At 50.1% G+C, this 22113-nt stretch carries 21 protein-coding genes and 2 tRNA genes; 10 read left to right on the top strand and 13 right to left on the bottom strand.

The genetic code is table 11. The features are described 5' to 3' along the window. Positions 1-36: 36 nt before the first annotated feature. From IPQ00_09125 to IPQ00_09095, 7 genes are all read right to left on the bottom strand, one after another. On the bottom strand, positions 37-666 hold the full coding sequence (locus tag IPQ00_09125; protein MBL0240719.1) for a hypothetical protein: 630 nt from the start codon (positions 664-666) through the stop codon (positions 37-39). 305 nt (positions 667-971) lie between these two features. After that, entirely contained in the window at positions 972-1385 is a 414-nt protein-coding gene (locus IPQ00_09120) for a DUF2237 domain-containing protein (protein ID MBL0240718.1), read from the bottom strand. Continuing rightward, positions 1382-1894 (bottom strand): DUF3060 domain-containing protein, encoded by a 513-nt coding sequence (locus IPQ00_09115; GenBank protein MBL0240717.1) that lies wholly within the window; start codon positions 1892-1894, stop codon positions 1382-1384. Before IPQ00_09115 ends, IPQ00_09120 begins: the two co-directional genes overlap by 4 nt. A 146-nt stretch (positions 1895-2040) precedes the next feature. Continuing rightward, entirely contained in the window at positions 2041-2238 is a 198-nt protein-coding gene (locus IPQ00_09110; protein ID MBL0240716.1) for a hypothetical protein, read from the bottom strand. A gap of 168 nt (positions 2239-2406) precedes the next feature. Then, a complete protein-coding gene (locus tag IPQ00_09105) occupies positions 2407-2799 on the bottom strand; it encodes a hypothetical protein (GenBank protein MBL0240715.1) in 393 nt (130 codons plus the stop codon). 33 nt (positions 2800-2832) lie between these two features. Further along, on the bottom strand, positions 2833-3936 hold the full coding sequence (trpS, locus tag IPQ00_09100; GenBank protein ID MBL0240714.1) for a tryptophan--tRNA ligase: 1104 nt from the start codon (positions 3934-3936) through the stop codon (positions 2833-2835). A 3-nt stretch (positions 3937-3939) separates the two neighbouring features. After that, the gene (locus IPQ00_09095; GenBank protein ID MBL0240713.1) at positions 3940-4638 is read right to left on the bottom strand and encodes a site-2 protease family protein; all 699 of its coding nucleotides are present in this window, start codon (positions 4636-4638) and stop codon (positions 3940-3942) included. A 126-nt stretch (positions 4639-4764) separates the two neighbouring features. Here IPQ00_09095 and IPQ00_09090 point away from each other — a divergent pair, with 126 nt between their 5' ends. From IPQ00_09090 to IPQ00_09070, 5 genes are all read left to right on the top strand, one after another. Then, the gene (locus IPQ00_09090) at positions 4765-5997 is read left to right on the top strand and encodes an ATP-grasp domain-containing protein (GenBank protein ID MBL0240712.1); all 1233 of its coding nucleotides are present in this window, start codon (positions 4765-4767) and stop codon (positions 5995-5997) included. 82 nt (positions 5998-6079) lie between these two features. Then, complete coding sequence (locus IPQ00_09085; GenBank protein ID MBL0240711.1) at positions 6080-7297, top strand: endonuclease/exonuclease/phosphatase family protein; 1218 nt, start codon at positions 6080-6082, stop codon at positions 7295-7297. A gap of 56 nt (positions 7298-7353) precedes the next feature. Next, entirely contained in the window at positions 7354-7722 is a 369-nt protein-coding gene (locus IPQ00_09080) for a hypothetical protein (GenBank protein ID MBL0240710.1), read from the top strand. A gap of 56 nt (positions 7723-7778) precedes the next feature. Next, a complete protein-coding gene (locus tag IPQ00_09075) occupies positions 7779-8033 on the top strand; it encodes a hypothetical protein (protein ID MBL0240709.1) in 255 nt (84 codons plus the stop codon). A 67-nt stretch (positions 8034-8100) separates the two neighbouring features. Continuing rightward, a tRNA-Ala gene (locus IPQ00_09070) sits at positions 8101-8176 on the top strand. Positions 8177-8225: 49 nt separating this feature from the next. On the opposite strand, the gene IPQ00_09065 is transcribed toward IPQ00_09070, so the two are convergent. Further along, positions 8226-10019, bottom strand: coding sequence for a peptidase M14 (locus IPQ00_09065; GenBank protein MBL0240708.1), 1794 nt, complete (start codon positions 10017-10019; stop codon positions 8226-8228). Between the two features lie 66 nt (positions 10020-10085). After that, positions 10086-11195, bottom strand: coding sequence for a tetratricopeptide repeat protein (locus tag IPQ00_09060; GenBank protein MBL0240707.1), 1110 nt, complete (start codon positions 11193-11195; stop codon positions 10086-10088). 182 nt (positions 11196-11377) lie between these two features. On the opposite strand from IPQ00_09060, the gene IPQ00_09055 reads away from it, so the two are divergent. From IPQ00_09055 to IPQ00_09045, 3 genes are all read left to right on the top strand, one after another. Next, complete coding sequence (locus IPQ00_09055) at positions 11378-11665, top strand: nucleotidyltransferase family protein (protein ID MBL0240706.1); 288 nt, start codon at positions 11378-11380, stop codon at positions 11663-11665. Further along, positions 11655-12002, top strand: a complete 348-nt coding sequence (locus IPQ00_09050) for a DUF86 domain-containing protein (GenBank protein ID MBL0240705.1) — start codon at positions 11655-11657, stop codon at positions 12000-12002. The genes IPQ00_09055 and IPQ00_09050 overlap by 11 nt, the downstream gene beginning before the upstream one ends. Positions 12003-12449: 447 nt before the next feature. Next, on the top strand, positions 12450-13766 hold the full coding sequence (locus IPQ00_09045; GenBank protein MBL0240704.1) for a hypothetical protein: 1317 nt from the start codon (positions 12450-12452) through the stop codon (positions 13764-13766). Between the two features lie 30 nt (positions 13767-13796). Here IPQ00_09045 and IPQ00_09040 read toward each other — a convergent pair. The 4 genes from IPQ00_09040 to polA form a co-directional block, all read right to left on the bottom strand. After that, positions 13797-14898 (bottom strand): IS3 family transposase gene (locus tag IPQ00_09040; protein ID MBL0240703.1). Its coding sequence is split into 2 segments (ribosomal slippage): positions 13797-14637 and positions 14636-14898, totalling 1104 coding nucleotides; the frame shifts between segments, so codons are not numbered across the junction. A 155-nt stretch (positions 14899-15053) separates the two neighbouring features. Then, positions 15054-15488 (bottom strand): hypothetical protein, encoded by a 435-nt coding sequence (locus tag IPQ00_09035; GenBank protein MBL0240702.1) that lies wholly within the window; start codon positions 15486-15488, stop codon positions 15054-15056. After that, a complete protein-coding gene (locus tag IPQ00_09030) occupies positions 15485-16729 on the bottom strand; it encodes an MFS transporter (GenBank protein MBL0240701.1) in 1245 nt (414 codons plus the stop codon). The genes IPQ00_09035 and IPQ00_09030 overlap by 4 nt, the downstream gene beginning before the upstream one ends. 47 nt (positions 16730-16776) lie before the next feature. After that, positions 16777-19515: a DNA polymerase I gene (gene polA / locus IPQ00_09025; GenBank protein ID MBL0240700.1), complete on the bottom strand. Its 2739-nt coding sequence runs from the start codon at positions 19513-19515 to the stop codon at positions 16777-16779. A gap of 194 nt (positions 19516-19709) precedes the next feature. On the opposite strand from polA, the gene IPQ00_09020 reads away from it, so the two are divergent. After that, positions 19710-19784 (top strand) — tRNA-Glu (locus tag IPQ00_09020). 79 nt (positions 19785-19863) lie between these two features. Further along, on the top strand, positions 19864-21654 hold the full coding sequence (locus IPQ00_09015) for a tetratricopeptide repeat protein (protein ID MBL0240699.1): 1791 nt from the start codon (positions 19864-19866) through the stop codon (positions 21652-21654). Positions 21655-22113 lie beyond the last annotated feature (459 nt).

Raw genomic sequence — 22113 nt, 5'->3', positions numbered from 1 at the left:
GTCAAAATGGCCCAAAACCAATTGCTCGATGTCCGGTCATTCCGATCTGATCAAGTTGTACCTCCTCCCTGCGGATGCCATGTCTATAACGTAGCTGATTTGCTGATTCCTCGAGATATCCGAATCGCGACTCCATTCCTTTGGCCCGTGAACATTTCCCGCTTTTCGAAGGACCCGCGAAAATGACTTCTTACCGTCGCTTGGCAGAGCTACGCCGGCAAGAAACCCTGCTTTGAGACCAGCGTGGTATGAGTTTACCCGAATCGAGTCCATCTCGCTATCGAAGGCATTGATACTTATGTAAGGCCGACTAAAACGAGTAGCAACTTGGTTCCATCTCCAGCCCAAGATCGCCATTACAAAGCCCTGCGAAAATCCGGACATTGACTCCTCGCTTTTTGCCTCTTGTCGGGCCTGGTAATAACCGGAGCCCAAGGCGACCCAAACGCCAACAGCAGTTACGACTGGCAAACCCGCTGTCAATGCAAACGATCCCGTCGCTGCACCCGTGTACATCAATCCCCCCTGAGTTGCCTCATATAGGGAAATGATCCCACCATAGTAGGCATCGAGCAGACCCGCTTTTGAAATTGCGGCGAGGGTATAAACTCCCCCAACCCGCGTCAGTTGTTGCATCCATTCTTGCGTTACAGATTCAAGTGACATCGTCGTTCTAATCCTCCCTTGCCGTTTATAAAGGTCATGGTCCGTTATTCGGTGAATAAGACCCGAAAAGTGCCGTCTGCTGGATTGACGTAGCCCACCGGCGATTTTGCAGAAGCCACATGAAGAGATAGTCTTGGACCAGCACGGGATCAAACCGATTAAGTCCGGAGAAGATGAGGGTATGGTCGGTCATTGGTGGCCCGAGACCGGATCCGCCGAGTTCGCGCAAAATATCGAGCCGACGAATCAATGAATTCAAAACGACGCGGGAAAAAAGCAAAGCGGGGACGACCGGCGGTATTTATCTATTCATCGACGGCGTGAGCTTTCAGATCCTCGAGCGAAACTACGGTCAAGGCCGCTTCGTGCGTAGCCCGTAAATAGACTCGCGGAGCCATTCCGGCATTTAGTGCCTCACGCCAGCGGAGCATACACAGACACCATTTATCGCCCGCAACAATGCCGGGAAACTGATATTGCGGCATCGGAGTCGAAAGGTCATTACCCGCTGCTTTTGAAAAAGCTAGAAACTCGGTCGTTGCCTCGATACAGACCGTATGGCGTCCCGTGTCGTCAACGCCCGTGCGGCAATATCCGTCGCGATAAAATCCGGTCATCGGATCAGTGCAGCAGCTTTCGAGCACACCGCCGAGCACATTTTTAGGCTTCGGAGCGTGTCCGTTGCCGTTTCCATTTCCATTTCCGTTGGTATAGCTCATTTTATGATGGTACGCTTTGGCTGATTTGATGTCACCGCGTTGGTCGAAATTTTTTCTACAGTATTGCCGTCCGCGTTGTCGTTGATGATCGGGCGTTTGCCATTGACGTAGCGAGAATATGTGATGGCGTTGTTGGTGCCGTTGAGGACAAATTCGGTTGCGGCGTCGGCGGTAACTTTATTGCGATCGCCGTTGAGCATTATCTGGCGGCAAGGACCTTTGACGGTAATGATATTTTCGTTGCCGTTTATCCGCAGACGTTCGAAGGCTTTGCAAACTGCCGGGATAGTCTGTTTGTAACCGTTGACCGATATTGCGACGCTTTCGCGGGTCGCGTCAATGCTGACGACATCTGCCGGATCGACCGGAGCCTCTGTCGGTACCGGTAAAATCGTCGGCGTCGGTGTGCCCGAAAAATCTTCCATCTCGCGTTTTGCCGTATCGCTACGCATATCGCACGACGAAATTAGCGTCACCAAAATCAGCAATGCGATCGATATCCATTTCATAAGAATATTTTTACCACAAGTATTAGGATTCACCACAGAGCCACAGAGAGCGCAGAGAACAGAGGGATCTGTTTAGTCAAGATCGCGAGGACGTTCGCTGTTTTAATGCCCTCTGTGACCTCTGTGACTCTGTGGTAAATCTTCTCTTACTTCTTTAGCAGTTCCAATGCCCTTTCGATCGGACGGGCAAGAACGGCACGCTCCCCGACCTCGACGATCGGACGCTGAAGGGTGTTGGGAAACTTTACCATCAGAGCTATGACATCGTCGTCAGGCGTTTCGACAGTTATGCCGGATTCCTTGACCGCCGCATCGCCCTTTCTAAGTGCATCAAACGGACGCAAGCCCGTCTTGGCGATCAGTTTGCCGAGATCATCCTCGGTAAACGGTTGGCTAAAGTAGTTGACCTTGTCGTGATCTATGCCGTTTTCACGAAACAGCGTCGCAAGATTGCGGCAGGTCGTTCAGGTAGGTTTTTCGTAAACGATGATGTTGGGCATTCTATAATATTATTATTGGCAATTGTCTGCTGAACGATAGTGTTCGACCAAGATCACCATCATTCGTGTTCTGAATCTTCCGATCTCTTTGCTGATCGCAGTGTGTTTATTACCCAAATCGGAAAATCTGGCCGAAGTCGTGTCGAGAAGCGGCGAATATTTCTTCTTTTGCTCTTTGAGCACCTCGCACGATGTCGTTTCGGCAAGCTTTTTCTTTAGCATCACCGTTTGTGCCTTTAGATACTCATCCGCCTTATCGAGTCCGCCCTTGTTTGGTTCTTTATCAATGATCTGGGCAGTCTCTTTGGAGACATTGTCATATTCGGTCATGAACGCGTCGTAGCTGGTGCAAGCGAAACTGACCAGCAGGATCAATGTTGTCAGGAAAGTTAGTTTCATTTTCATTTTGAACCTTACTTACAAATCTCGCCATTAACACTAACGAATTCCGGTACGAGAATAGACATCTTTCAATGTTTCCGCTGCTATCGAACGGGCTTTTTCGGCTCCGGATTTGAGGATATTGCCGAGCGTGGCGTCGTCATATTCTTTAATGCGTTCCTGGAAAGGCCGTAGGAATTCGATAGTTGCCTCGGCGAGTTCGCCTTTGAACTGGCCGTAGCCTTTGCCTTCGAAATTAGCAACACAATCCTCGGCGGACTTTCCGGTAAGTAACTGATAGATCGTTAAAAGATTGGCGATCGCCGGTCTAGATTCGTCAAAGCTGATCTCGGTGCCCGAATCTGTAACGGCCTTTTTGATCTTTTTCGTGATCGTATCGGCATCGTCAAGCAAGAATATCGAACCATTCGGATTCTCGTCTGATTTCGACATCTTTTTCGCAGGATCCTGTAAGGATTTAATATTCGCTCCCGCCTTTGGGATGAAAGGCTCCGGAACTTTGAATGTATCGCCAAAATCGCGGTTGAAACGTATTGCCAGATCGCGGCTTAGTTCGAGATGTTGTTTTTGATCTTGCCCGACCGGCACAAGGTCGGTTTGATAAAGCAGAATGTCGGCAGCCATCAAGATCGGATAAGTAAACAGCCCGACACCGGCCCTCTGCTTCGCCCGTATTTCCGACTCGTGTCGATTTCCAGAACCATCTCCGGTTCCATCACCGTATCCCCCGCCTGAACCGTGACCACCTCCATAACCCGAACCTTTTCCATCTCCTGAACCCGATTCATCCCTATATTTCCTAGTTTTGTCTTTGAACTGCGTCATCCGCTCGAGCTCGCCCATTCGGGCAATGCACGATAGAACCCAGGTCAACTCGGCGTGTTCGGGAACGTCGGACTGGATAAATATCGTCGCCTTTTTAGGGTCAACACCTGCGGCGAGATATATTCGAGCGAGGTCGAGCGTCTTTTGCCTGAGACTTTGTGGGTCCTGCGGTAAGGTTATTGCGTGGAGATTTACAATGCAGTAAAACGATTCGTACTCGTCCTGCAATGCCACCCAATTCTTGAGAGCGCCGAGATAATTCCCGATATGTAGCTCACCTGTCGGCTGAGCACCGCTGAAAATGCGTTTCTTCATAAACTAAAACCAGGGAGTGAGGAGCAAATATTGCACAAGGCTAAAGACCGGCCGAATAATGACACCGATCACGCCCCAGTAAACCAAAAGCATAAGGATCAGGAAACCATATTGCTCCATCAACGCAAAAACCGGCTGAAAACTCGCAGGCAAAAATGTCGATAAGACCTTGCTGCCGTCAAGCGGCGGAAACGGTAGAAGATTGAACACCGCGAGCGAGACGTTGAGCATGATCATATATTGCAGGAAAATGATCAGTGGCTTCATTAAGCCCGAATCGATATTTTCAGCAGTAATGACGTGAAACTCAAGAAGTGACTTGAATATCACAAATCCGATCGTCGCAAGTATTAGATTGGCACCGATGCCCGCGATCGAGACCATTACATTCGCCTGCTTGTATTTTGTCCACTTTCGCGGATTTACAGGCGTCGGTATGCCCCACCCAATTAGTGGAATGCTACCCAACGCACCTCCCGCCGAACCTAAGACAAATCCCAGTATAGGAATCAAAAGTGTGCCGATAGGGTCAGTATGCTTGACGGGGTTGAGCGTGACTCGGCCGAGCATAAATGCGGTGTCATCGCCGTATTTGTAAGACATCCAGGCGTGTCCGGCCTCGTGGGCGGAAATCGCCAGAAGCAAGACCACCATATAAACGACTAAGTGACTGATTAAATTGACGAGATCGATATCACCCATAATACTGCTAAACTTCCTTGTCGGCGTGAAAACGGACGCGGTCAAAATACGTTGAAATTAAGGCTAGATTGTGCCATTCTTTTCATTCAAAATAAAATCAGCATCTCAGAAACTGACGGTGTATAAATGGTTTTACCGACGGAATTTATGCAGGATCATATTGTATGCATCGCGAGTGAGTTTAAGGGAAACGAATTTTTAGAAGAGGCTCACAAGGCAGGTTGGTACGTCACGCTCGTGACACGGGAACAACTGCTCGATCACGACTGGGTATGGTCCTGTATCGATGAGGTCACGACAGTCGAGGATAACGCTCAACCAGTTGATTATGTCAGGGCCGTGACCAATCTAGCCGGTTCGAGGCCGATCGACCGTATTGTCGGGCTTGACGAATTTGACGTGATAACCGCCTCTCTTGCCCGCGAACATCTACAGATCGACGGTATGGGCAGTTCATACCTTAGGCGATTTCGGGACAAGTTGACGATGCGTAATTTGGCGTCAAAGTCGGGAATACCGTGTCCGGAATATATTGGTGCGTTCAACACCGAAAAAATAGATAAGTTTCTAAAGACAGTGCCTGCCCCTTGGGTCGTAAAACCGCGGCACGAGGTCTCAGCATTTGGCATTCGCAAATGCGACACCGCCGAAGAGGTTTGGGATGTGCTTAACGACCTCGATAATCGCAATAACTGGCGCGATCATCCTTCACAGTTTGTGATCGAACGATTTATCAAAGGCCACGTTTTTCACATCGATTCGGTGGTTTGTAATGGCAAGGTGGTCGCCTGCGGCGTCAGCCAGTACGGGACAACGCCATTTGAAGTCTCGCATTATGGCGGAGTATTTACGTCATCCATCGTCCCATACCGATCGAAACAGCGAAAGCAACTCGAAGTAATGAATCGAGCACTGCTTATGGCCTTTGAATACGACCGAGGCGTGACGCACGCTGAATTTTTGCAGAGCGACGACACCGGAGAATTTTATCTACTGGAAGTCGCCTGTCGCGTCGGTGGAGCATATATCGCCAACGTGCTCGAACACGCCTGCAACTTCAACCTCTGGCGAGAATGGGCAAAACTTGAGACCGCCACCGATGAACGGCCGTATAAACTGCCGAAGCTCCGACGGGACTTTGCCGGCATCACACTCGCACTCGCTAACACTGACGCGCCGGACACGTCGCATTACTCGGATCCCGAGATCGTCTATCGAGTAAATAAATCCAAGCACGTCGGCCTGATCTTCTGCTCCGACGATCAGAAGCGCGTTTACGAACTGATGGGGCAATACACTAAGCGGATCACCAACGATTTTCTCGCTGTTGCACCGGTAAAGGAAAGATACGACGATTGATGAAACGATCAATCTTAAACCTTTGGGCGGTTGGTGACCGTCCTTTTCTTTTGCAGGAGGCTCGCGTATTCTAGGTCTTTTTATGCCAGAGCAAACAGCCCATCAGATAGATCCGCCATCGATGCTCGACCACGATCTAAACAAGCATTTTCCCGAGCTTTTGAAGTTCGAATCGACAAGGGAAATGCACGCTTCGCCTATCTGGGCCGAGATCAGAGACGAGGCGGAGCGTGTGCTGAATGCCGTTGTCGGCGAGAATTTTTCCGAGCACACCTCCGATGCGGCAGATGCCGGCAATGTTCAAGCTCTTGCATGGAATATCGAACGCGGGAATATCTTCGACGGCATCGTCGATGCCCTAAAACATCACAAAGAGCTAAAAAATAAAGACGTGCTGCTACTGACCGAACTTGATCACGGGATGGCCCGAAGCGGCAATCGCTTTGTGGCACAGCAGATCGCACAAGAACTGAAAATGAACTACGCATTTGCGCCGGTTTACGTTGCTCTTCAAAAGGGAAGCGGCGTCGAATCGGCGGTGGATGGAGATAACACGCTTTCGATACACGGGCTTGCGATGTTTTCGCGTTACCCGATGTCTAATATCCACGCGGTACCTCTGCCAAACGGTAAGGACAAGATGTGGGGTAAAGAAAAGCGTCTCGGCAGTCTCCGTGCGCTTTTTGCTGACATCGAACATCCGGCAGGAAAGTTTCGGGCGGTGACGATCCATCTCGACGCACATTGCTCACGTGCTCACCGAAAGATGCAGATCAAGATAGTTCTCGACCACCTTGAGACCCTCGATCAATTGCCGGTGCTTATCGGCGGCGATTGGAATACGACCGGATTTAATTCGCAAAGCGGTACAAGAGCGATCTTCGGCTATTTTCGCCGTGTCGCGATGGGGCCGAAAAACGTGGCACTCAATCATCTGCCGCACCCGGAGCGATTTTTTGAACGACCGCTTTTTTCGATGCTAGAGGCACGCGGATTCGAATACAAGTCACTAAACGAGATCGGGGCGGGAACACTGCATTATCATATCGAGAGCATCGAAAAGAACACGAACTTGCGCGACTGGGTACCGGAATGGTGCTTTCCGTTCATATTTTGGGCTGCCGGGCGCGTGGGAGGAAAGGTGTCGGTCCGGCTTGATTGGTTCGCGGCCCGGGGCATTGAGATCGTACCGGGTACAATGCCGAAAACCATCGGTGAATTGACCGATAGCAATGGAGTTCCACTCTCAGATCACGACGCGATCTCGGTTGATTTTCGAATCTTGAAAGCGGCTGAATAATATGCTAAAAAGGTCGGGTGTTTTTACTCTAATAAGGATTGGAAGTGAGTTAAATTATGAAATCAATAATTCTTGTTGCATTAATATTTGTGTTGGCTTGCAGTGTTGCATTTGCGTCGAAGCCTTTGAGGTCGAAAGTCGGCGAACCGAGTATGTTGAAGCCTGGCCGTTGTCTTCTCGAAGTTGATGGAAAAAAATATATTTCCGGTAGCTGCCGGGTCGATCTCGCAAAGGGCGGTTCGTTCCAGGTCTATGATCTTAAGAAACACGGGTATTTTGCATACGTCAATGTAAACGGGAACAGCGCTGAGGGATATTGGAACGAAGATCCAATGGCCACCCACGCCCAATCTCCGCTAGGCACGCTCACGCGCAATGGTGCGTGTTGGCAGAATGATCGTGCTAAGGTTTGTGCATGGCGTTAATCTTTATGCACGGGGTCGTTTAGACTATGCGTTAACAAAACGATAGACTTGGGATTATGGAAGTTTCATTTTGTCAGACGCTCAGCTTTAATGCTGATTCATTCGAATACGAATCGGTTTCCGCAGAAAACGGGAACGCCACCATTATAAAGTTTGCAGTGAACGAAAAACAGGTCAGCCCGGGCGACGTTGTGGTCGTGCTCGGCGGCGAGGATATCACGTTTCACGGCATCATCGGCAAGATCGAGGACGGATATGCGTACGCTTCAGATCCGAAAGGTTCGTTGTTGCCCGCTGGAGCGATAAACTGAACGATCGAGAATTTGCCCTGACGTTACCGATGATCTCGATTCTCAGTTGTAGGAAGACAGCCATCTTGGGGATGTAGCTCAGTTGGCAGAGCGCTGCGTTCGCAATGCAGAGGCCAGGAGTTCGACTCTCCTCATCTCCACCAAAAAAATCAGAGGGCGAGCCGTGAGGTAGCCTTTTTTCATAACCACCCGTTACTGCAGGTGGTTATGACTTATGATCCGACCAACCGGATAGACTCCTATCTTCTGATTTAAGTAATAAGGTGAGCGTTCGTAAAAGAAATTGAGGCGTGCTCTCGGATTTTTGGCGAACCCTTCGTCTTTTAACTTTGTTTCGAACTCGGCTTTAAGTTTCGGATCTTTTGCGAGCATCTCGACAGCGACTTTTTCTATCTGATAGCTTTCGCCGTATTCTTTTTGTTCGAATATAGAGTTAAAAAATCCCCAGTAGACGAATGAATCTGGTCCGGCGGGTTCGAGCAGGTGAATCGCGACGTTTGCAGTGTCCTGATCGAGCCTAACAACAACCGAACCGGCGGCGTATGTTCGCGTTTCGGCTATCGGCAAAGGTTTACAACTTAGTGTGATGCGGTTCTCAAATGAGTTTGTAGACCATTTTGGTTCGGTCAGCTTATAGCTTTCAACGTCCATCGTCTGAGCCTTTTTCAAAATAGTGAATTTGATACCGTGCAGCTTTAGCACGTCGATGACGTCTTTGTATTGCGGTGGGACGATGTAGGCGAGAGGCGGTGCAACTGCCGTGACGACCTTGCCGTCGTCAAACTTTTTGATCGTGTAATCAGTTGGTATCGTGCCGTAAACTAATCGTTTGGCGCCGGATATAGGCGAGTCATCGATCCTGTAGTCCAATCCCTTAAACGCGATCTCAGTCGCTTTATCAGTGACACCTAGTACTATAGGGAATTTAGCATTCCGGTCGTAGGTCCTACCCAGAGCAGAACTTTCGTCGTCCGCTGTTTTGTTTACGGCAAAAAGCGAAGCCTTGGACTTGCCGATCTCCTCTATAAAATATCGCAACGTGTCGTAGGTGCCGCGAACTCGAGACTTGTATGGTTTGTAGACGTGCGTTTCGATCAGCAGACCGGCGCGGTTTCGGAGCGGGGTGTAACCGGTCGCGAATCTTGGTGTGGCAATAAAAGTTGCGATACCACTCGTCACTTCGCGTCCGGCAAACTCGATGTAATGCGTCAGGAGATTGCCCTCACTTGCTACGTTAGGCACGACGACACCGTCGAAATGCTCGTCCATCCAGTTCTTTACCGCCGGGTTGACCTCTTGGAAATGTGCGTATTCGTATGTGAGATTATATTGAAAGTCCGCACCGTCGGTAACGTGGCAATCAACAAATGCGTCAGGCCGCCAACGATTCCACAACCCGAGCCAGGCACGCGTTTCGGGGGCGTCGGCCTTCATATAATCGCGGTTGAGGTTGAGGTTCGAAGCGTTGGCACGAAAGCCCATCTCGTCGGGGCCGTTCTGGTTCATACGCATAAACGGATTTGAGTTTTCGTGGCCATCGACGTTGTAGATGACCTCGAACAGGATGACGACGTCTTTGAGCAGGTCGAGTCTAGTCTTGGTGATCGCAATATCGCGAAGCAGTGCGAGCCCGGCGTCTTTGCCGTCGATCTCGCCCGCGTGAATTCCGGCTTGTATCAACACAACGGCCTTGCCCTGCTTGCTCGCGATCTCCGGGGTAAAAGCCTTGCCGCTTGCAGCGATCAGCAAAGGCATATCCCGCCCCTCGCCACTCTTGCCGTAGCTCTTATAAACAATCAAACCACCCGAAGCCGCCGCCAGCTTCTTTGAGTAAGCCACCGCCTCGTCGTAGGTGCTCGTCTTCGCGTAATTCGTCTTCTCCGCAGTCGTCTGCCACGCTGGCGGCAATATGCCCGTCTCGCTCTGCGAATAAACGTTAGCCATAAACAAAAATCCCAACACGAACAAAGCCGACAGTGTTTTCATAGATGCAATTATACGACGGAACAATGCGGAATCTCATACATCGGTTGAAAAGAAGAGAGTTTGGCATCAGACATATATCGCTGAGTTCAAGACTACGTACCTGTCCTCTTTGGTGTATTTCAGCTTATCCATTTCTTTAAATACAAATGAGGGTAATTTTAAGCCGCCTTTCTGAAACATTACTCGCAAGATCTGTCGGCGAATATACTTTACCGGTTGTTGAAAGCGCCCTCTTTCTGTTGCCCGGTCAAACTCTCCGTAAATCTTTATCGCCAGTTCATCATCTTTTTTCTTCTCAACAGCGTCTTCGATCTTCAGCTTAAAGTCAGCGGCGATCTTTTCCCACTCGGCGTCGGTTTTAGGGGTTGAAGAATCAGGATAACGTTTGTCCGCCGCATCTCCCAAGGCTTTTGTAGATCTCTGAAGCTCCTCCGTTTTCTTACGCATTTCCGGCGTGATCTGGCGTGCTTGCTCATTAATTTCTGCGGGTGTTGGGGTTCTCCGGGTGGGCGTGGGCGTGGTCGTTGCGGTGCTGTTTATCTTCGCGAGGGCGTCAGTCGCTTGTTTATTTTTCGGGTCCAGTTGAAGGGCTTTGTTGAAGTCGGCGATGGCTTCGTTTTTCTTGCTGAGGTTGTAATAGGAGATGCCGCGTTCGGAATAGGTCGCGGACATCGGTGTGGCGATCTCAATGACTTTTGTGTAATCGGCGATCGCTCCGGCGTAATCCTTTAGCCGATTTTTCCCTATGCCTCGGTTCATGTACGCTTTGAACGCTCGCGGGTCTAGCTCGATCACACGATCGAAATCGACCCTCGCTGCGATCTCGTCGCCTTTGTAACTCTTAACGATGCCGCGAACGTTTAAGGCATTCGTGTTTTTTGGGTTTAGGTCGATCGCCTTTTGTGCGTCTGCGAGAGCGAGTTCGATCTCCGAATCGGATGCGGCGGTGTGCCCATTCGAACTCGTTCTTAATTCATTGCTTTTGAAGTAGTGACAACGCGCACGCTCGGCGTAGTTGTCGTCATTCCTCGGTGCTGAGGCGATCAACGCCGTATATTTCACAATGCACGTATCCTGCGCATTTTCCGATTTGACCACGCTCTGTGCCGAGACGACGCACATCAGCATCATCCCCAAAACCACACACGCAAAGATCCCCTTGATAGTTCGTTTCATAAGTTTTTTAGTGTTTTTAATTCCCCTTGATCGACAGAAGCAGTTTGATAGATTAATCTTCCAGCACGTTGCAAGCAGATTGTGCTGCCCACCCTCGTTTAATGTAATTATACGCTTAATCCGGGATTGTCAGAACTGCTGGGGTGTGTCTGGGGTATGCTACTATGAACGCGGGGAACAATATGAATCTTGAACCGGTAATGAGCAGGCTAAGAGCAGCATGTAACGCCAAAGATATTGCGATGCTGGGCGTTTTTGGTTCGGTCGCACGCGGGGAAGACACTGCGAATAGCGATGTCGATCTGCTTATTCGGCTCTCGAAACCGGTCGGCCTTGTCGAATTCATCGCCCTCGAAGATACATTCACAGAGATCTTTGGACGCAACGTCGATCTCGCCACCGAAGCGTCGCTTCACCCGCTGATCCGTCAGAATGTCCTCGCCGACCTGCAAGTCATCTATGAAAAGTAGGCACGACCGCCTCTACCTCTACGACATCATCGAATGCTGCGACCGCGTGGCAGATTATATAAACGGCGTCCGCGAAGAAGATTATCAGGTGAATCCGATGCTTCAGGACGCTCTCGTGAGAAACATCGAAGTCGTCGGCGAAGCTGTCAAGAATCTATCGCAAGAGATAACTGACGCACATCCAAACATCGCCTGGAGCCAGATCGCACGCATGCGTGACAAGATCGCTCACCATTACTTTCGCATCAATCTCGACGTCGTCTGGAAAACCGCAACCGACGACCTACCCGCACTCCGACCCCAGATCGCCTCGATCTACGAGAAAATAGAAGAATAAGTCACCGCCGGCACCTTCCCCGTATCGCTCTGCGAATAAATATTACCCACAAAAGCAAAAGCCAACCCGACCGCGATCATCGGTGATTTCATATGAAGCGATTATACGATGAATTGATGTTTGGTAGAACTTGAAGGGGGTTTAGGTTAGGGAATACTTGGAATCAATCGTAAAAATGTAATGAAAAGATAAAGTCCGACGAGTGCAAGCATGATCCAGGCGATAGTTCTGACCAAGAGTTTTGCAATTACAGGGTCTTTGGGCCTTCCCATCGACCTCATTGCTTCTTCATCATTCGACGACCGAAACAGAAAGATACTTCCCACTAAAAAAAGCACTATAAATATGATCGTATCAATGTTCAGCTGCCTTTAAGTCGTACTCTGCGAATAAATACTACTCATAAAAGCCAAAAGCCAACCCGACCGCGATCATCAATGATTTAATATGAAGCGATTATACGACGAATTGGGGTTTGGTAGAACTGTCGATCAGAGCATTCAACTTGCCCATCCATGCATCACAGACACAGTAGTATATTTAACCGAATTGAATTATCGTAATCTTGTGAAGGTGTCAGGATATTTAAAAACAAGTCTTTTTGCCATTACACTATTATTGTTGGCGGCCAGTCTTTACGCTCAAGTAAACAAGCCGACTAGCATCACTTCCACCCCTATTCCATTCTCTAAATCTCAGGACTTCATCGATCACAAGACTAAGATAGCTGAAGTAACCTTTCCCGGTATAGATTACGACTATCTTAACCCTGAAGACTCAGATGATAGACCCGTTCATATTACTGACCTTCTCAAATATCTACGAGATAATCGATGTCTAATTGAGGCGGGTCAGCTATTCGATGCTGAAAGCGTTGGAAATGCGTTGAAAGCCACAAAACAATTTCTCTCCGAGCGGGGATATATCGCGGCCAATGTCGTCGTTTTAGGTGAAAAGCTGCAAGGTGAGCAGATGAAACTCATCTTTTCGATTGAAAAGGGTTTTCCATCGCAGATCTCTCGCATTGTTTTTAGAGGTTTGAAATATTTTACCAATGAAGAACTTGCTGACGTTTTAATAACATGTCTCGGAGATGGTTGGCGAACGTACGATAAGCGAAAGATCGAATACTGTACGATGAAATATGTTAGAGAAGCTATGTTCTCAAAAGGTTTCGCACAGTTAAAGATCAAGAGTATATCCCGACGATATGCAGGCGACAGTTTTGAGGTCCTCATAGACGTCGACGAAGGAATTCGATATACGTTCGGAGAAATTACGGTAGAAGGAGCAACGGTTTTTAAGGAAAAAGAAATCCTTGAGCTTCTTGGATATTCGACTGGAGATATTTTTAACGGTAAAGCATTGCAGGATTTTATTTATGAAAAACTTGCCGATAAATATACTGAAAAAGGCTATGTTCAGTATAGTTCTGAATTCGAGCCGAAATTTGTGCAACCTCCGATTAAAGGAATGGATCCTTCGATAAATATCAGGATCCTGATCGACGAGGGGCGTCTATTTAAGTTTGATCGAGTAGAATTCGCCAGACTCTCGAAAGAAGATGCGGATAATCTAATTAAGAAGTTCCCCTTAAAGGTGGGCGACGTTTTCAATGAGCATCTAGTTAGAGCATGGTTTACAAAATTAAATGAATCTGGAGACTATAAACCTATCAACGTAGACTTTGATATTGAAATTCGTGAGGACGAAGAGGAAGCGAAGATTTTTATTTATGCCAAAATAGCCAAGTCCGACAAATGAGGTTGTAAACCTCCCCTGATTGTTACCCGTCTAAATTGGAGTTTTCGGGTTAAGGAGAACGTGTCCGCATGATGCTCTGGGAGGCATGCCTCCCAGAGCATCATGCGGCCGGCGGCGGTTGTAGAAATCGATCCACTTGGCCGTTAGTTCTCGTACCTGGTCCAAACTTTCAAAGATATACATATCGAGGATCGCCTGACGATATGTCCTGTTAAAACGCTCGACGTAGCCGTTTTGCATTGGGCGTCCGGGTTTGATGAACGCGAGCTCGACCTGGTTCTGCTCGGCCCAGTCCGCGACTGCTACGCTCGTGAACTCCGGTCCGTTATCGAATCGGATCCGCTGCGGCAGGCCTCTCGTTTCGGCGAGCCGGTCAAGCACTCTGATGACCCTTCTGCTTCCGAGATTGAGATCGATCTCGATTGCCAGCACCTCGCGTCGGTGGTCGTCGATCACGTTAAAGGTGCGAAACCGACGTCCGTCACCCAATGCATCGCTCATGAAATCCGCCGACCAGCTTTGGTTCGCACTGACGGGAACCGTCAATGGCTCAGGATGCCTCGTCGGAACACGCCGCTTATACTTTCGACGCTTGTTCAGCTTCATCTCGCAGTAAACACGGTGCACACGCTTGTGGTTCCAACCGTGCCCGTCGGCTTTGAGCAGATCGTAGAACTTCCCAAATCCGAGATCGGGATGGTCTCTGGCGAGATTGCCCAGAGCTTCGATCAACGCCGCGTCGTCCCTTTGTTGCGGCGAGTACCGATACACCCGTCTCGATATCAACACCGCTTCACACGCACGCCTCTCACTAAGCTCATGTTCCGTTTTCAAATACCCGACCGCCTCTCGCCTCAACGGCGTCACCAGCCTTTTTTTCGATCAGTCCTTTCAACGCTCGGTTCTCTAAACTCATCTCCGCGTACATCGCTTTCAGCTTTGCGTTCTCTTCCTCAAGCTCCCGCAGCCTCTTGATCTCGCTCGCTGTCATCCCGCCATACTTCGCCTTCCAGTTGAAATACGTCGAATCCGAGATCGAATGCTCGCGGCATACCTCAGCCACCTTCCGACCGTTCTCCACCGCTTTCAATATCCCCAATACCTGCCCTTCACTAAACTTACTCCTCTTCATCTTCAGCCTCCTTCTCTATCCTATCTCAAAGGCCGAAATCTCCACTTACCAGTGGTTACATTCTAAGGGATCCTTACAAGGTCACAGTCGAGTGAGTTTTATATTAGGAAAAAGGCCGCGGGTGCGGCCTTTTTTTGTGCGTGGTTTTAGATGGGTTAAGGGGTTGGTGGCGTTGGTGGATCCTTATTCTTTGGTGCTTCTTCGATGTGGGCGGCGGAGTGCCAGGCGGCGATGGCGCCTTTATCGCCTAAGCAGAAGTTTGGGGCCATGTTGGTGACGGTGGCTTTTAGGGCGACGAATTCGGCCATTTTGGCGTTGATCTCGGCGTTTTTGCCGACGCGGCTGCCGACGGCTGAGTCTTGTTGGCCAAATGCCGCTTCGAAAGCGTCGCAGGCGTCGGTGGCACTGCGGCCTTCGGCGGTGAACGCGGCGGACTCGCCGGTCATTGTCTCAAGGTCGTTAACACAAGCCGTCAAAGCCGCGCATTTAGTTTCAAACATTGTGCCCGCAATGATGAGGGCAACGTAATCGACGATCCATTCGACCTTTGTCTTTTGACTAGTGCAGTCCGAGCTTTCCAATTCGTTCACGATTTTGACTCCCGCACACGATTGTTACTTAAGAAATAAATCGCGATCGTCATGATAAAAGCGAGGGCGGCGGCGATGGTTACTCCGTAGAAGGCGGTGGTGTAGTCGCCGTTGTTTTGGTCGGCGAGGTAGCCGGTAATGCGGCCTCCGATGGCGGCACCGGTGACTTCGATCAGAGTAATCAGCCCGAGAATCTTGCCGATCTCACGGCGGCCGAAAAAGTCCGCGGCGAGGCGTTGGAGCAGCACGAATGTACCACCATAACCGAGTGCAAAAGGTAGCAAAAAGAAGATCGAGTTTGCCGCCGTCAATCCCAGAAGCACCAGCGATGCCGCAAACATCACTAGCGAACACGCGACTATAACGCGAACCGCACGAAACTTATCGCTCAGGTACCCGGCGAGGAATTTGCCGCCGATACTTATGGCAAACAATGCCGACTGTGCAAACGCTGCCGTCTCCGCCGAAACCCCGATCTTCGGCGTTTGCAGGTACAAGATAAACTGCTGGCTGGTCGCAAAGATCGGATAAAAGACAAGTGCCGCACACGCCGCAAACGCCCAAAACAAGGGCGTCCGTACCGCTTCCCCAAGAGTCATTCCGTCGGCACTAACTGCTTGGTCAGAGACCTGAGCATTCGCGGCGGGCTCTTTGACCAAGAGAATGATCGCCGGAAGCAGAGCTAGCCAAACTAGCGAACTAAAGGCCAGCATCGCATATCGCCAACCATAGTTGGCGATCAGCGGTGCCGCTACGAGCGGTATTAAAAACCCACCAAGACTCGTGCCGGTCAACACAATTCCGAGAGCGGTTCCGCGGCCCTTGTCGAACCAGTTTGAAACCAATACGACGCACGGTGCAACGCCGACAAACCCCAGCGATGCGCCCATCAGAAGCCTTGCGGCGTACACCATCTCTGCCGTAAACGCCTGCGAATGAACGATCAAGCCTGTGCCCAACAATCCGCAACCGACCAGCATCATCGGCCTCAGCCGAAACTTTGTGATCAGCCATCCGCCGATCACAGAGAAGACGCCCGACATCAGAAATGTGATATTCGCGGCATTTGCGATAAAGCTTTCGGCTCGTGCAGCATCGATCGCACCAATGGCGACAAACTCTTCGCGAATCGGCTTGTAAAACGGCGGCAGGCCGCCGATCGCCAGGCCGTTGCTGACAACGAGAGCGAGCGTTGCGACCACGACGATCGCCCAGCGATATTTGACGGGGGTTTGGGTCATACGAAATTTGGCCGCAAAAGCGAGTGTTAGCTGTACGGACCTAAGTACTACTTAGCACTCATCCAGTCGTCGCCGACGCCTATCTCGACTACGAGCGGGACGTCGAGGGTGGCGGCGGATTCCATTTCGCGTTTTATCAAGACCTTAGCGGCGTCGACCTCCGAGGCCGGGCCCTCAAACAAAAGTTCGTCGTGAACCTGCATTATCATCTTTGTTGCGAGTTTCTCTGCTTTCAGAGCGGCGGCGACACGGATCATCGCGATCTTGACGATGTCGCTGGCCGTGCCCTGGATGGGCATATTAATGGCTTCGCGTTCGGCACGCGAGCGTACGGCAAAGTTGCGGTCGTTGATCGAAGGGAAGTGCCGCCGGCGACCGAACAGCGATGTGATGTATCCCTTTTCACGAGCTTCCAACGGGGTTCGATCCATATATTCGCGAATGCCCTTGTAGGTCTCGAAATAGTCCGCGATGACCTGCTTCGCCTCAGATCGACTGATACCGACACGTTGCGACAGACCGAAAGCCTCGACCGCGTAAGCTATACCAAAATTGACGATCTTAGCCAGACGACGCTTTTCTTTTAACTCTTTTTCGTCCTTTGCACCAAAAACGAGTCGTGCGGTTTGCGAGTGGATGTCCTCGTTATTCTTATACGCCTCCAGCATTCGCGGATCTCGCGTGATGTGGGCAAGGATGCGGAGCTCGAGCTGCGAATAGTCGGCGGAGATGAGCTTGTTGCCTGCTTCGGGAATAAACGCCTTGCGAATTCGCTGACCGAGTTCCGTGCGAACAGGAATGTTCTGCAGGTTGGGTTCGGTCGAGCTAAGCCTGCCCGTCGCGGCCACGGTTTGATTCAGACAGCCGTGAATTCGGCCGTCCGACGCGATCATTTTAGGCAATGCGTCAGCGTAGGTCGCCCGGAGTTTATCGAGTTCGCGGTAATCAATGATGTGTTGGGCGATCTCGTACGTCTCAGCGAGTTCGACGAGGACGTCGTGACTTGTCGAAATCTGTCCGGTCGCGGTCTTGCGGCCAGTCTCGATATTGAGTTCACTAAATATCTCGCCGACCTGTTTGGGCGATCCGATATTAAATTCGCGTCCGGCGATCGTCGTGATCTTTTCGCGAAGCGATTCAAGCTCTTTCGAAATAAATTCCGAAAAGATAGTAAGGCTCTCACCGTCGATCTTCATACCTGTCAGTTCGATGTCGATGAGGATCGGTATCAGTGGCAATTCGACGTCTTTGTACAATGTTTCGAGGCTGTTCTCGCGAAGTCTTTCGCTAAGGATCGGTGCAAGTCGGGCCACGAAGTCCGCATTTTCAGCAGTGCGGAATGCGGCCTCGTCAAATCCCTCGGGCACCGTATGTTGAGCGTCGATATCAGAATATATCTGAGCAAGAAATGGGATCGGATAGCTAGTCCGCGTCGATTCGAGTAGATATGCCGCGATCAGAACGTCATCCTTTACTCCTGCGGGGCGAATCCCCAATCCAAGAAGCGAGCCGAAATTCCGCTTTTCGTCATAGACCGATTTGATGTAGTTCTCGCTTGTCAGAATATAATTAAGCTGACGGAGAGCTTCGATCCGGCCGCCGGCAAATCCGTCAAGATCAACGTAAAATGCCTCGCCGTTTCCGAGGCCGAATCCGATCCCGTGTGGAGCAGGTTTTTCAAAGCAACTGGCTTTTTCGTTAGCATTCGAATCATTTACGTGAAAGCTCCATTGCGGCGTCTCAATAAGCCGCCCGATCATCTCGTCCAACAAACTACTGCTATTCACAACCAAATACTTGCTGCTGACGTCGGAGGAGTTCCTCGGCTGCGTATCAAAAAGACCACCATCAGAACTCGTGGCTGCCTTGATCCTTGACGCGGTGTCGGGACCTGAAAACTCGTTAGTCAGTGTCTTGAATTCGAGTTCACGAAACAGTTCGTACGCGAGATCTCGGTTAGGCTTCTGGGCTTTTAGAGCCTCGATGTCGAGGCTGATCGGGACAGATGTGTGAACGGTGGCTAGCTCGAGCGATTGTCGGATGATGTCCTGATTGTTTTGAAGACTCTCGCGATAGGTCTTGTGCGTAATCTTTTCAGCGTTCTCCATCGCGCCGAGTGCCGAGCCGTATTCGAGCACAAGCTTTAGGGCTCCCTTTTCGCCGATTCCCGGAGCACCGGGAATGTTGTCGACCGCATCGCCCATCAGGCCGAGAAGGTCGACGATCTTATCCGGAGGCAAGCCAAACTTATTTTTGACCCAAGCTTCGTCGCACCACTCGATCGGTGGAACAGGCACTTTGCGTTTAAGATTCTGTGAGTTTTGCCGCATTGCGACCACATATGGGTCGCGTACGAGTTGGCATAGATCCTTGTCGTTGGAAACGATGACAGCCTGCATTCCCTTGGCCGCGCATTCGTTAGCAAGCGTGCCGATAATATCGTCGGCCTCAAATCCGTCCATTTTCAGGATCGGTATATTAAATGCTTCACAAACGCGAACAATAAAGGGCAGTTGTGAAGCGAGATCATCGGGCATTGCCTCGCGGTTAGCCTTGTATGCATCGAACGAATCGTGACGAAACGTTGGGGCGGCGGTATCGAAGACGGCCGCAACGTAGTCAGGCTTTTCGTCATTCAAAAGCTTTCGGAGCATATTTGTAAACACGAATACCGCCTGGGTCACCTGGCCCTTGCTATTCCGCATAGGTTCCTGACGCATACCCATCGGAGCAAAGAAAGCACGGAATATATGAGACATCGAGTCGATCAGAAATACTCTTTTCATTGTGGCTTAACCTTAATATAAAGCGACCTGTTGACACAAGTTTTACACATTGCTGCGAGTCTGGGGCCTCGCTCCCTAATGGCGACTTCGCATCGCCGTTCAAGCCGGAAAGGGTGCGTACCGCTGGCCGTTTGACACAATTTATGACGTGAGTTATTCTTTACGTTCGCCTGAAGTAGGGCGATAGTGTTTGTGTCCGGTTCGTCTAGGGGTTAGGACACCGCCCTTTCACGGCGGCAACACGGGTTCAAATCCCGTACCGGATACCATCCTTATTTGAAAGTTTTGCATCTTAAAACTTTAATAGAATTCGCCGCACATCGGCGAATTTTTTAGTTTGGGGGTCAAATGGTCAAAAGATACGCGTTAGTTCTGAGCTTTATTCTGTTTGCGTGGTGCCAAATTGCGGCCCAGTCAAAGGTCGACACTCTTTTGGTTTTGCCATTTGAGAATACGTCAGACAAAGCTGAATTTAATTGGGTCGGTGAGAGTTTTGCTGATTCACTATCCAATCTTCTGCGTGTGCCGAATTTGAACGTCATCTCTAACGATCAGCGAAAGATGGTACAGTCAAAGCTTCGGATTCCTCTGACCACATTGCCGAGTCTCGCGACGTCACTGAAACTCGCACGCGAAACAAACGCCACTATACTGGTTTCCGGCCGTTACAATATCATTCCTGCACAGGGCGATTCTGCGGCCACGATCAATGTTACGGCGAAGATCGTCCGCGTGAATGAGGGTCGATTTATGAGTGAAGAGATGCCGGACGGGCGGCGAATCACACGGGACATCAACCTAAACGATGCCCTCGGCAACCTTCAATCAGTTCAGGGCCAGATCGCTTACCAAATACTCTACCAGCGTGATAAGTCGCTTCCGTTTTCACAAAATCAGCTGATCGAAGCAGCTAGCAAGGTGCCGGCACGGGCGTTCGAGGCCTATATTAAAGGACTTCTGACACCGCCGGGTGAGGCTCGAGAAAACTTCTTAAAGAACGCGATCCGGCTTTATGCCGAGGCGTCGTCGGATGGAACCTATTCTGACGCGGCACTCGAACTCGCCCATCTGTATCTGGGCCAACGCAAATTTCCTGATGCCATTAATTACTTTGAACAAGTAATAAATACCCAGCAACAATGTCGTGACAAGGCCAAGGCCGAAAATCGAGTGCCGCAGTGTAATGACGATGTATATGCCGAAGCATCGTTCTATATAGGACTCGTGCATTTACAGCAGTTTAATTTTGAAAGATCAATTGCCGTGTTGAGACCATTGGCCGAGGATATGAAATTGACGAGCGTTTACAACGCGCTCGGTGCGATCGTCGTTCAAGCCTCGCGGGCCGAAAAGAAGAATCCGGCGCGAGCCGCCGGATTGCTTAACGAAGGCGTCGAATTGCTAAAGAAGGCCGCCGAAGCTGCGACGGACGATGGCAATGTTAAATTCAATTATGGGGTTTCGCTATACCTAAGCGGTAATCTGAAGGATGCTGCAAATCAATTTCGCTCGGCAATAGTTTCGAATCCAAGAGACGGTGAAGCGTATTATATTTTGTCTAAGACGCTGGGCGAGCTTAAAGAATCGACAGCGGGTGATATGGACAACCAGGCTCGACGCTACCTGACAAACAATAACCGATTTGCCACGCTCGAAACAGAGTGGGCCAAATCCAGATCCATAACAGGAATACCGCTCAGGGTGGAACAGCCTTCGCGCAAGGATTTCGTTGCGGTTATCTTGAGCCGCAAGCAGGGCGCGGCCGTCCAACCGCAAATGAACGAATCCGACACACTGCTTGCCCAGGCACGAACGCTGGTCAAAAATGGTCAGGACGACGAGGCGATGGCCGTTCTGCGGCGGGTTTTGGCAAGCGAACCGATGAGCGCCGAAAGCTATCTGTTGCTCGGGAAGATCCATCTTCGGCGCGGAGATATGGACCAGGCGATCAGTTCGTTCAAGACATCGATATTCTGGGACAATCGTATTATTGAGGCGCACGTTTCGCTTGGCAAGATCTACGTAGAAAAGGGCGACTGCCTACAGGCAAAAAACTATGCCGCCTCTGCGTTGGAGATAGACGCGGAAAATCAAGAAGCCAATGGGTTACAACGTTTGTCAGAAAGGTGCTCGAAATAGTATGCGTTTACCGCTTCATTGACTTTCGGAAGGTGCCCAAGTTGTAAGACTTGCGAAATTCCAAAATTATTTATATTCCAAAAGCCCAATTAATATGGGCTTTTTGTGATTGTGCGAGTATTAAATATCTCGGCATTGGCTGAATGGCGAATTCTGTGGCACGCCATATGCATTAGAGTAAATCGGCTAGCTTGATAATTTAGTCAAGACCCCGCCGCCATCACTTCTCCGAGCATAGTTTGCCACTGTGCTTGAACACCTTCCGAGCGTTCCTTCAGTTGTCCTTCCATTAAGAGCCCGGCCGAATCGGCCGGGCTTTCCTTCGTTTAAGCACCCGAAATCATTGAGGCCCTGATAAATACACGGTAATCGTTCATTCTGAACTGAATCGCTCAATGCAATATTAGACCTGCGTTCAGCATTCAAGCAGTCTGACCGAAATCTTGTCACCACCTGTGT

Origin of the sequence: Chloracidobacterium sp., assembly GCA_016720705.1 — a bacterium.
Lineage (GTDB): Bacteria > Acidobacteriota > Blastocatellia > Pyrinomonadales > Pyrinomonadaceae > OLB17.
The sequence above is the reverse complement of the archived record's forward strand: the minus strand, read 5'-3'. Positions and strand labels throughout refer to the sequence as shown.

Coding starts and splice junctions, on each gene's coding strand:
- IPQ00_09125 (MBL0240719.1), bottom strand. CDS start 666: ATGTCACTTGAATCTGTAACGCAAGAATGGATGCAACAACTGACGCGG.
- IPQ00_09120 (MBL0240718.1), bottom strand. CDS start 1,385: ATGAGCTATACCAACGGAAATGGAAATGGAAACGGCAACGGACACGCT.
- IPQ00_09115 (MBL0240717.1), bottom strand. CDS start 1,894: ATGAAATGGATATCGATCGCATTGCTGATTTTGGTGACGCTAATTTCG.
- IPQ00_09105 (MBL0240715.1), bottom strand. CDS start 2,799: ATGAAAATGAAACTAACTTTCCTGACAACATTGATCCTGCTGGTCAGT.
- trpS (MBL0240714.1), bottom strand. CDS start 3,936: ATGAAGAAACGCATTTTCAGCGGTGCTCAGCCGACAGGTGAGCTACAT.
- IPQ00_09095 (MBL0240713.1), bottom strand. CDS start 4,638: ATGGGTGATATCGATCTCGTCAATTTAATCAGTCACTTAGTCGTTTAT.
- IPQ00_09090 (MBL0240712.1), top strand. CDS start 4,765: ATGGTTTTACCGACGGAATTTATGCAGGATCATATTGTATGCATCGCG.
- IPQ00_09085 (MBL0240711.1), top strand. CDS start 6,080: ATGCCAGAGCAAACAGCCCATCAGATAGATCCGCCATCGATGCTCGAC.
- IPQ00_09080 (MBL0240710.1), top strand. CDS start 7,354: ATGAAATCAATAATTCTTGTTGCATTAATATTTGTGTTGGCTTGCAGT.
- IPQ00_09075 (MBL0240709.1), top strand. CDS start 7,779: ATGGAAGTTTCATTTTGTCAGACGCTCAGCTTTAATGCTGATTCATTC.
- IPQ00_09065 (MBL0240708.1), bottom strand. CDS start 10,019: ATGAAAACACTGTCGGCTTTGTTCGTGTTGGGATTTTTGTTTATGGCT.
- IPQ00_09060 (MBL0240707.1), bottom strand. CDS start 11,195: ATGAAACGAACTATCAAGGGGATCTTTGCGTGTGTGGTTTTGGGGATG.
- IPQ00_09055 (MBL0240706.1), top strand. CDS start 11,378: ATGAATCTTGAACCGGTAATGAGCAGGCTAAGAGCAGCATGTAACGCC.
- IPQ00_09050 (MBL0240705.1), top strand. CDS start 11,655: ATGAAAAGTAGGCACGACCGCCTCTACCTCTACGACATCATCGAATGC.
- IPQ00_09045 (MBL0240704.1), top strand. CDS start 12,450: ATGAAGCGATTATACGACGAATTGGGGTTTGGTAGAACTGTCGATCAG.
- IPQ00_09030 (MBL0240701.1), bottom strand. CDS start 16,729: ATGACCCAAACCCCCGTCAAATATCGCTGGGCGATCGTCGTGGTCGCA.
- polA (MBL0240700.1), bottom strand. CDS start 19,515: ATGAAAAGAGTATTTCTGATCGACTCGATGTCTCATATATTCCGTGCT.
- IPQ00_09015 (MBL0240699.1), top strand. CDS start 19,864: ATGGTCAAAAGATACGCGTTAGTTCTGAGCTTTATTCTGTTTGCGTGG.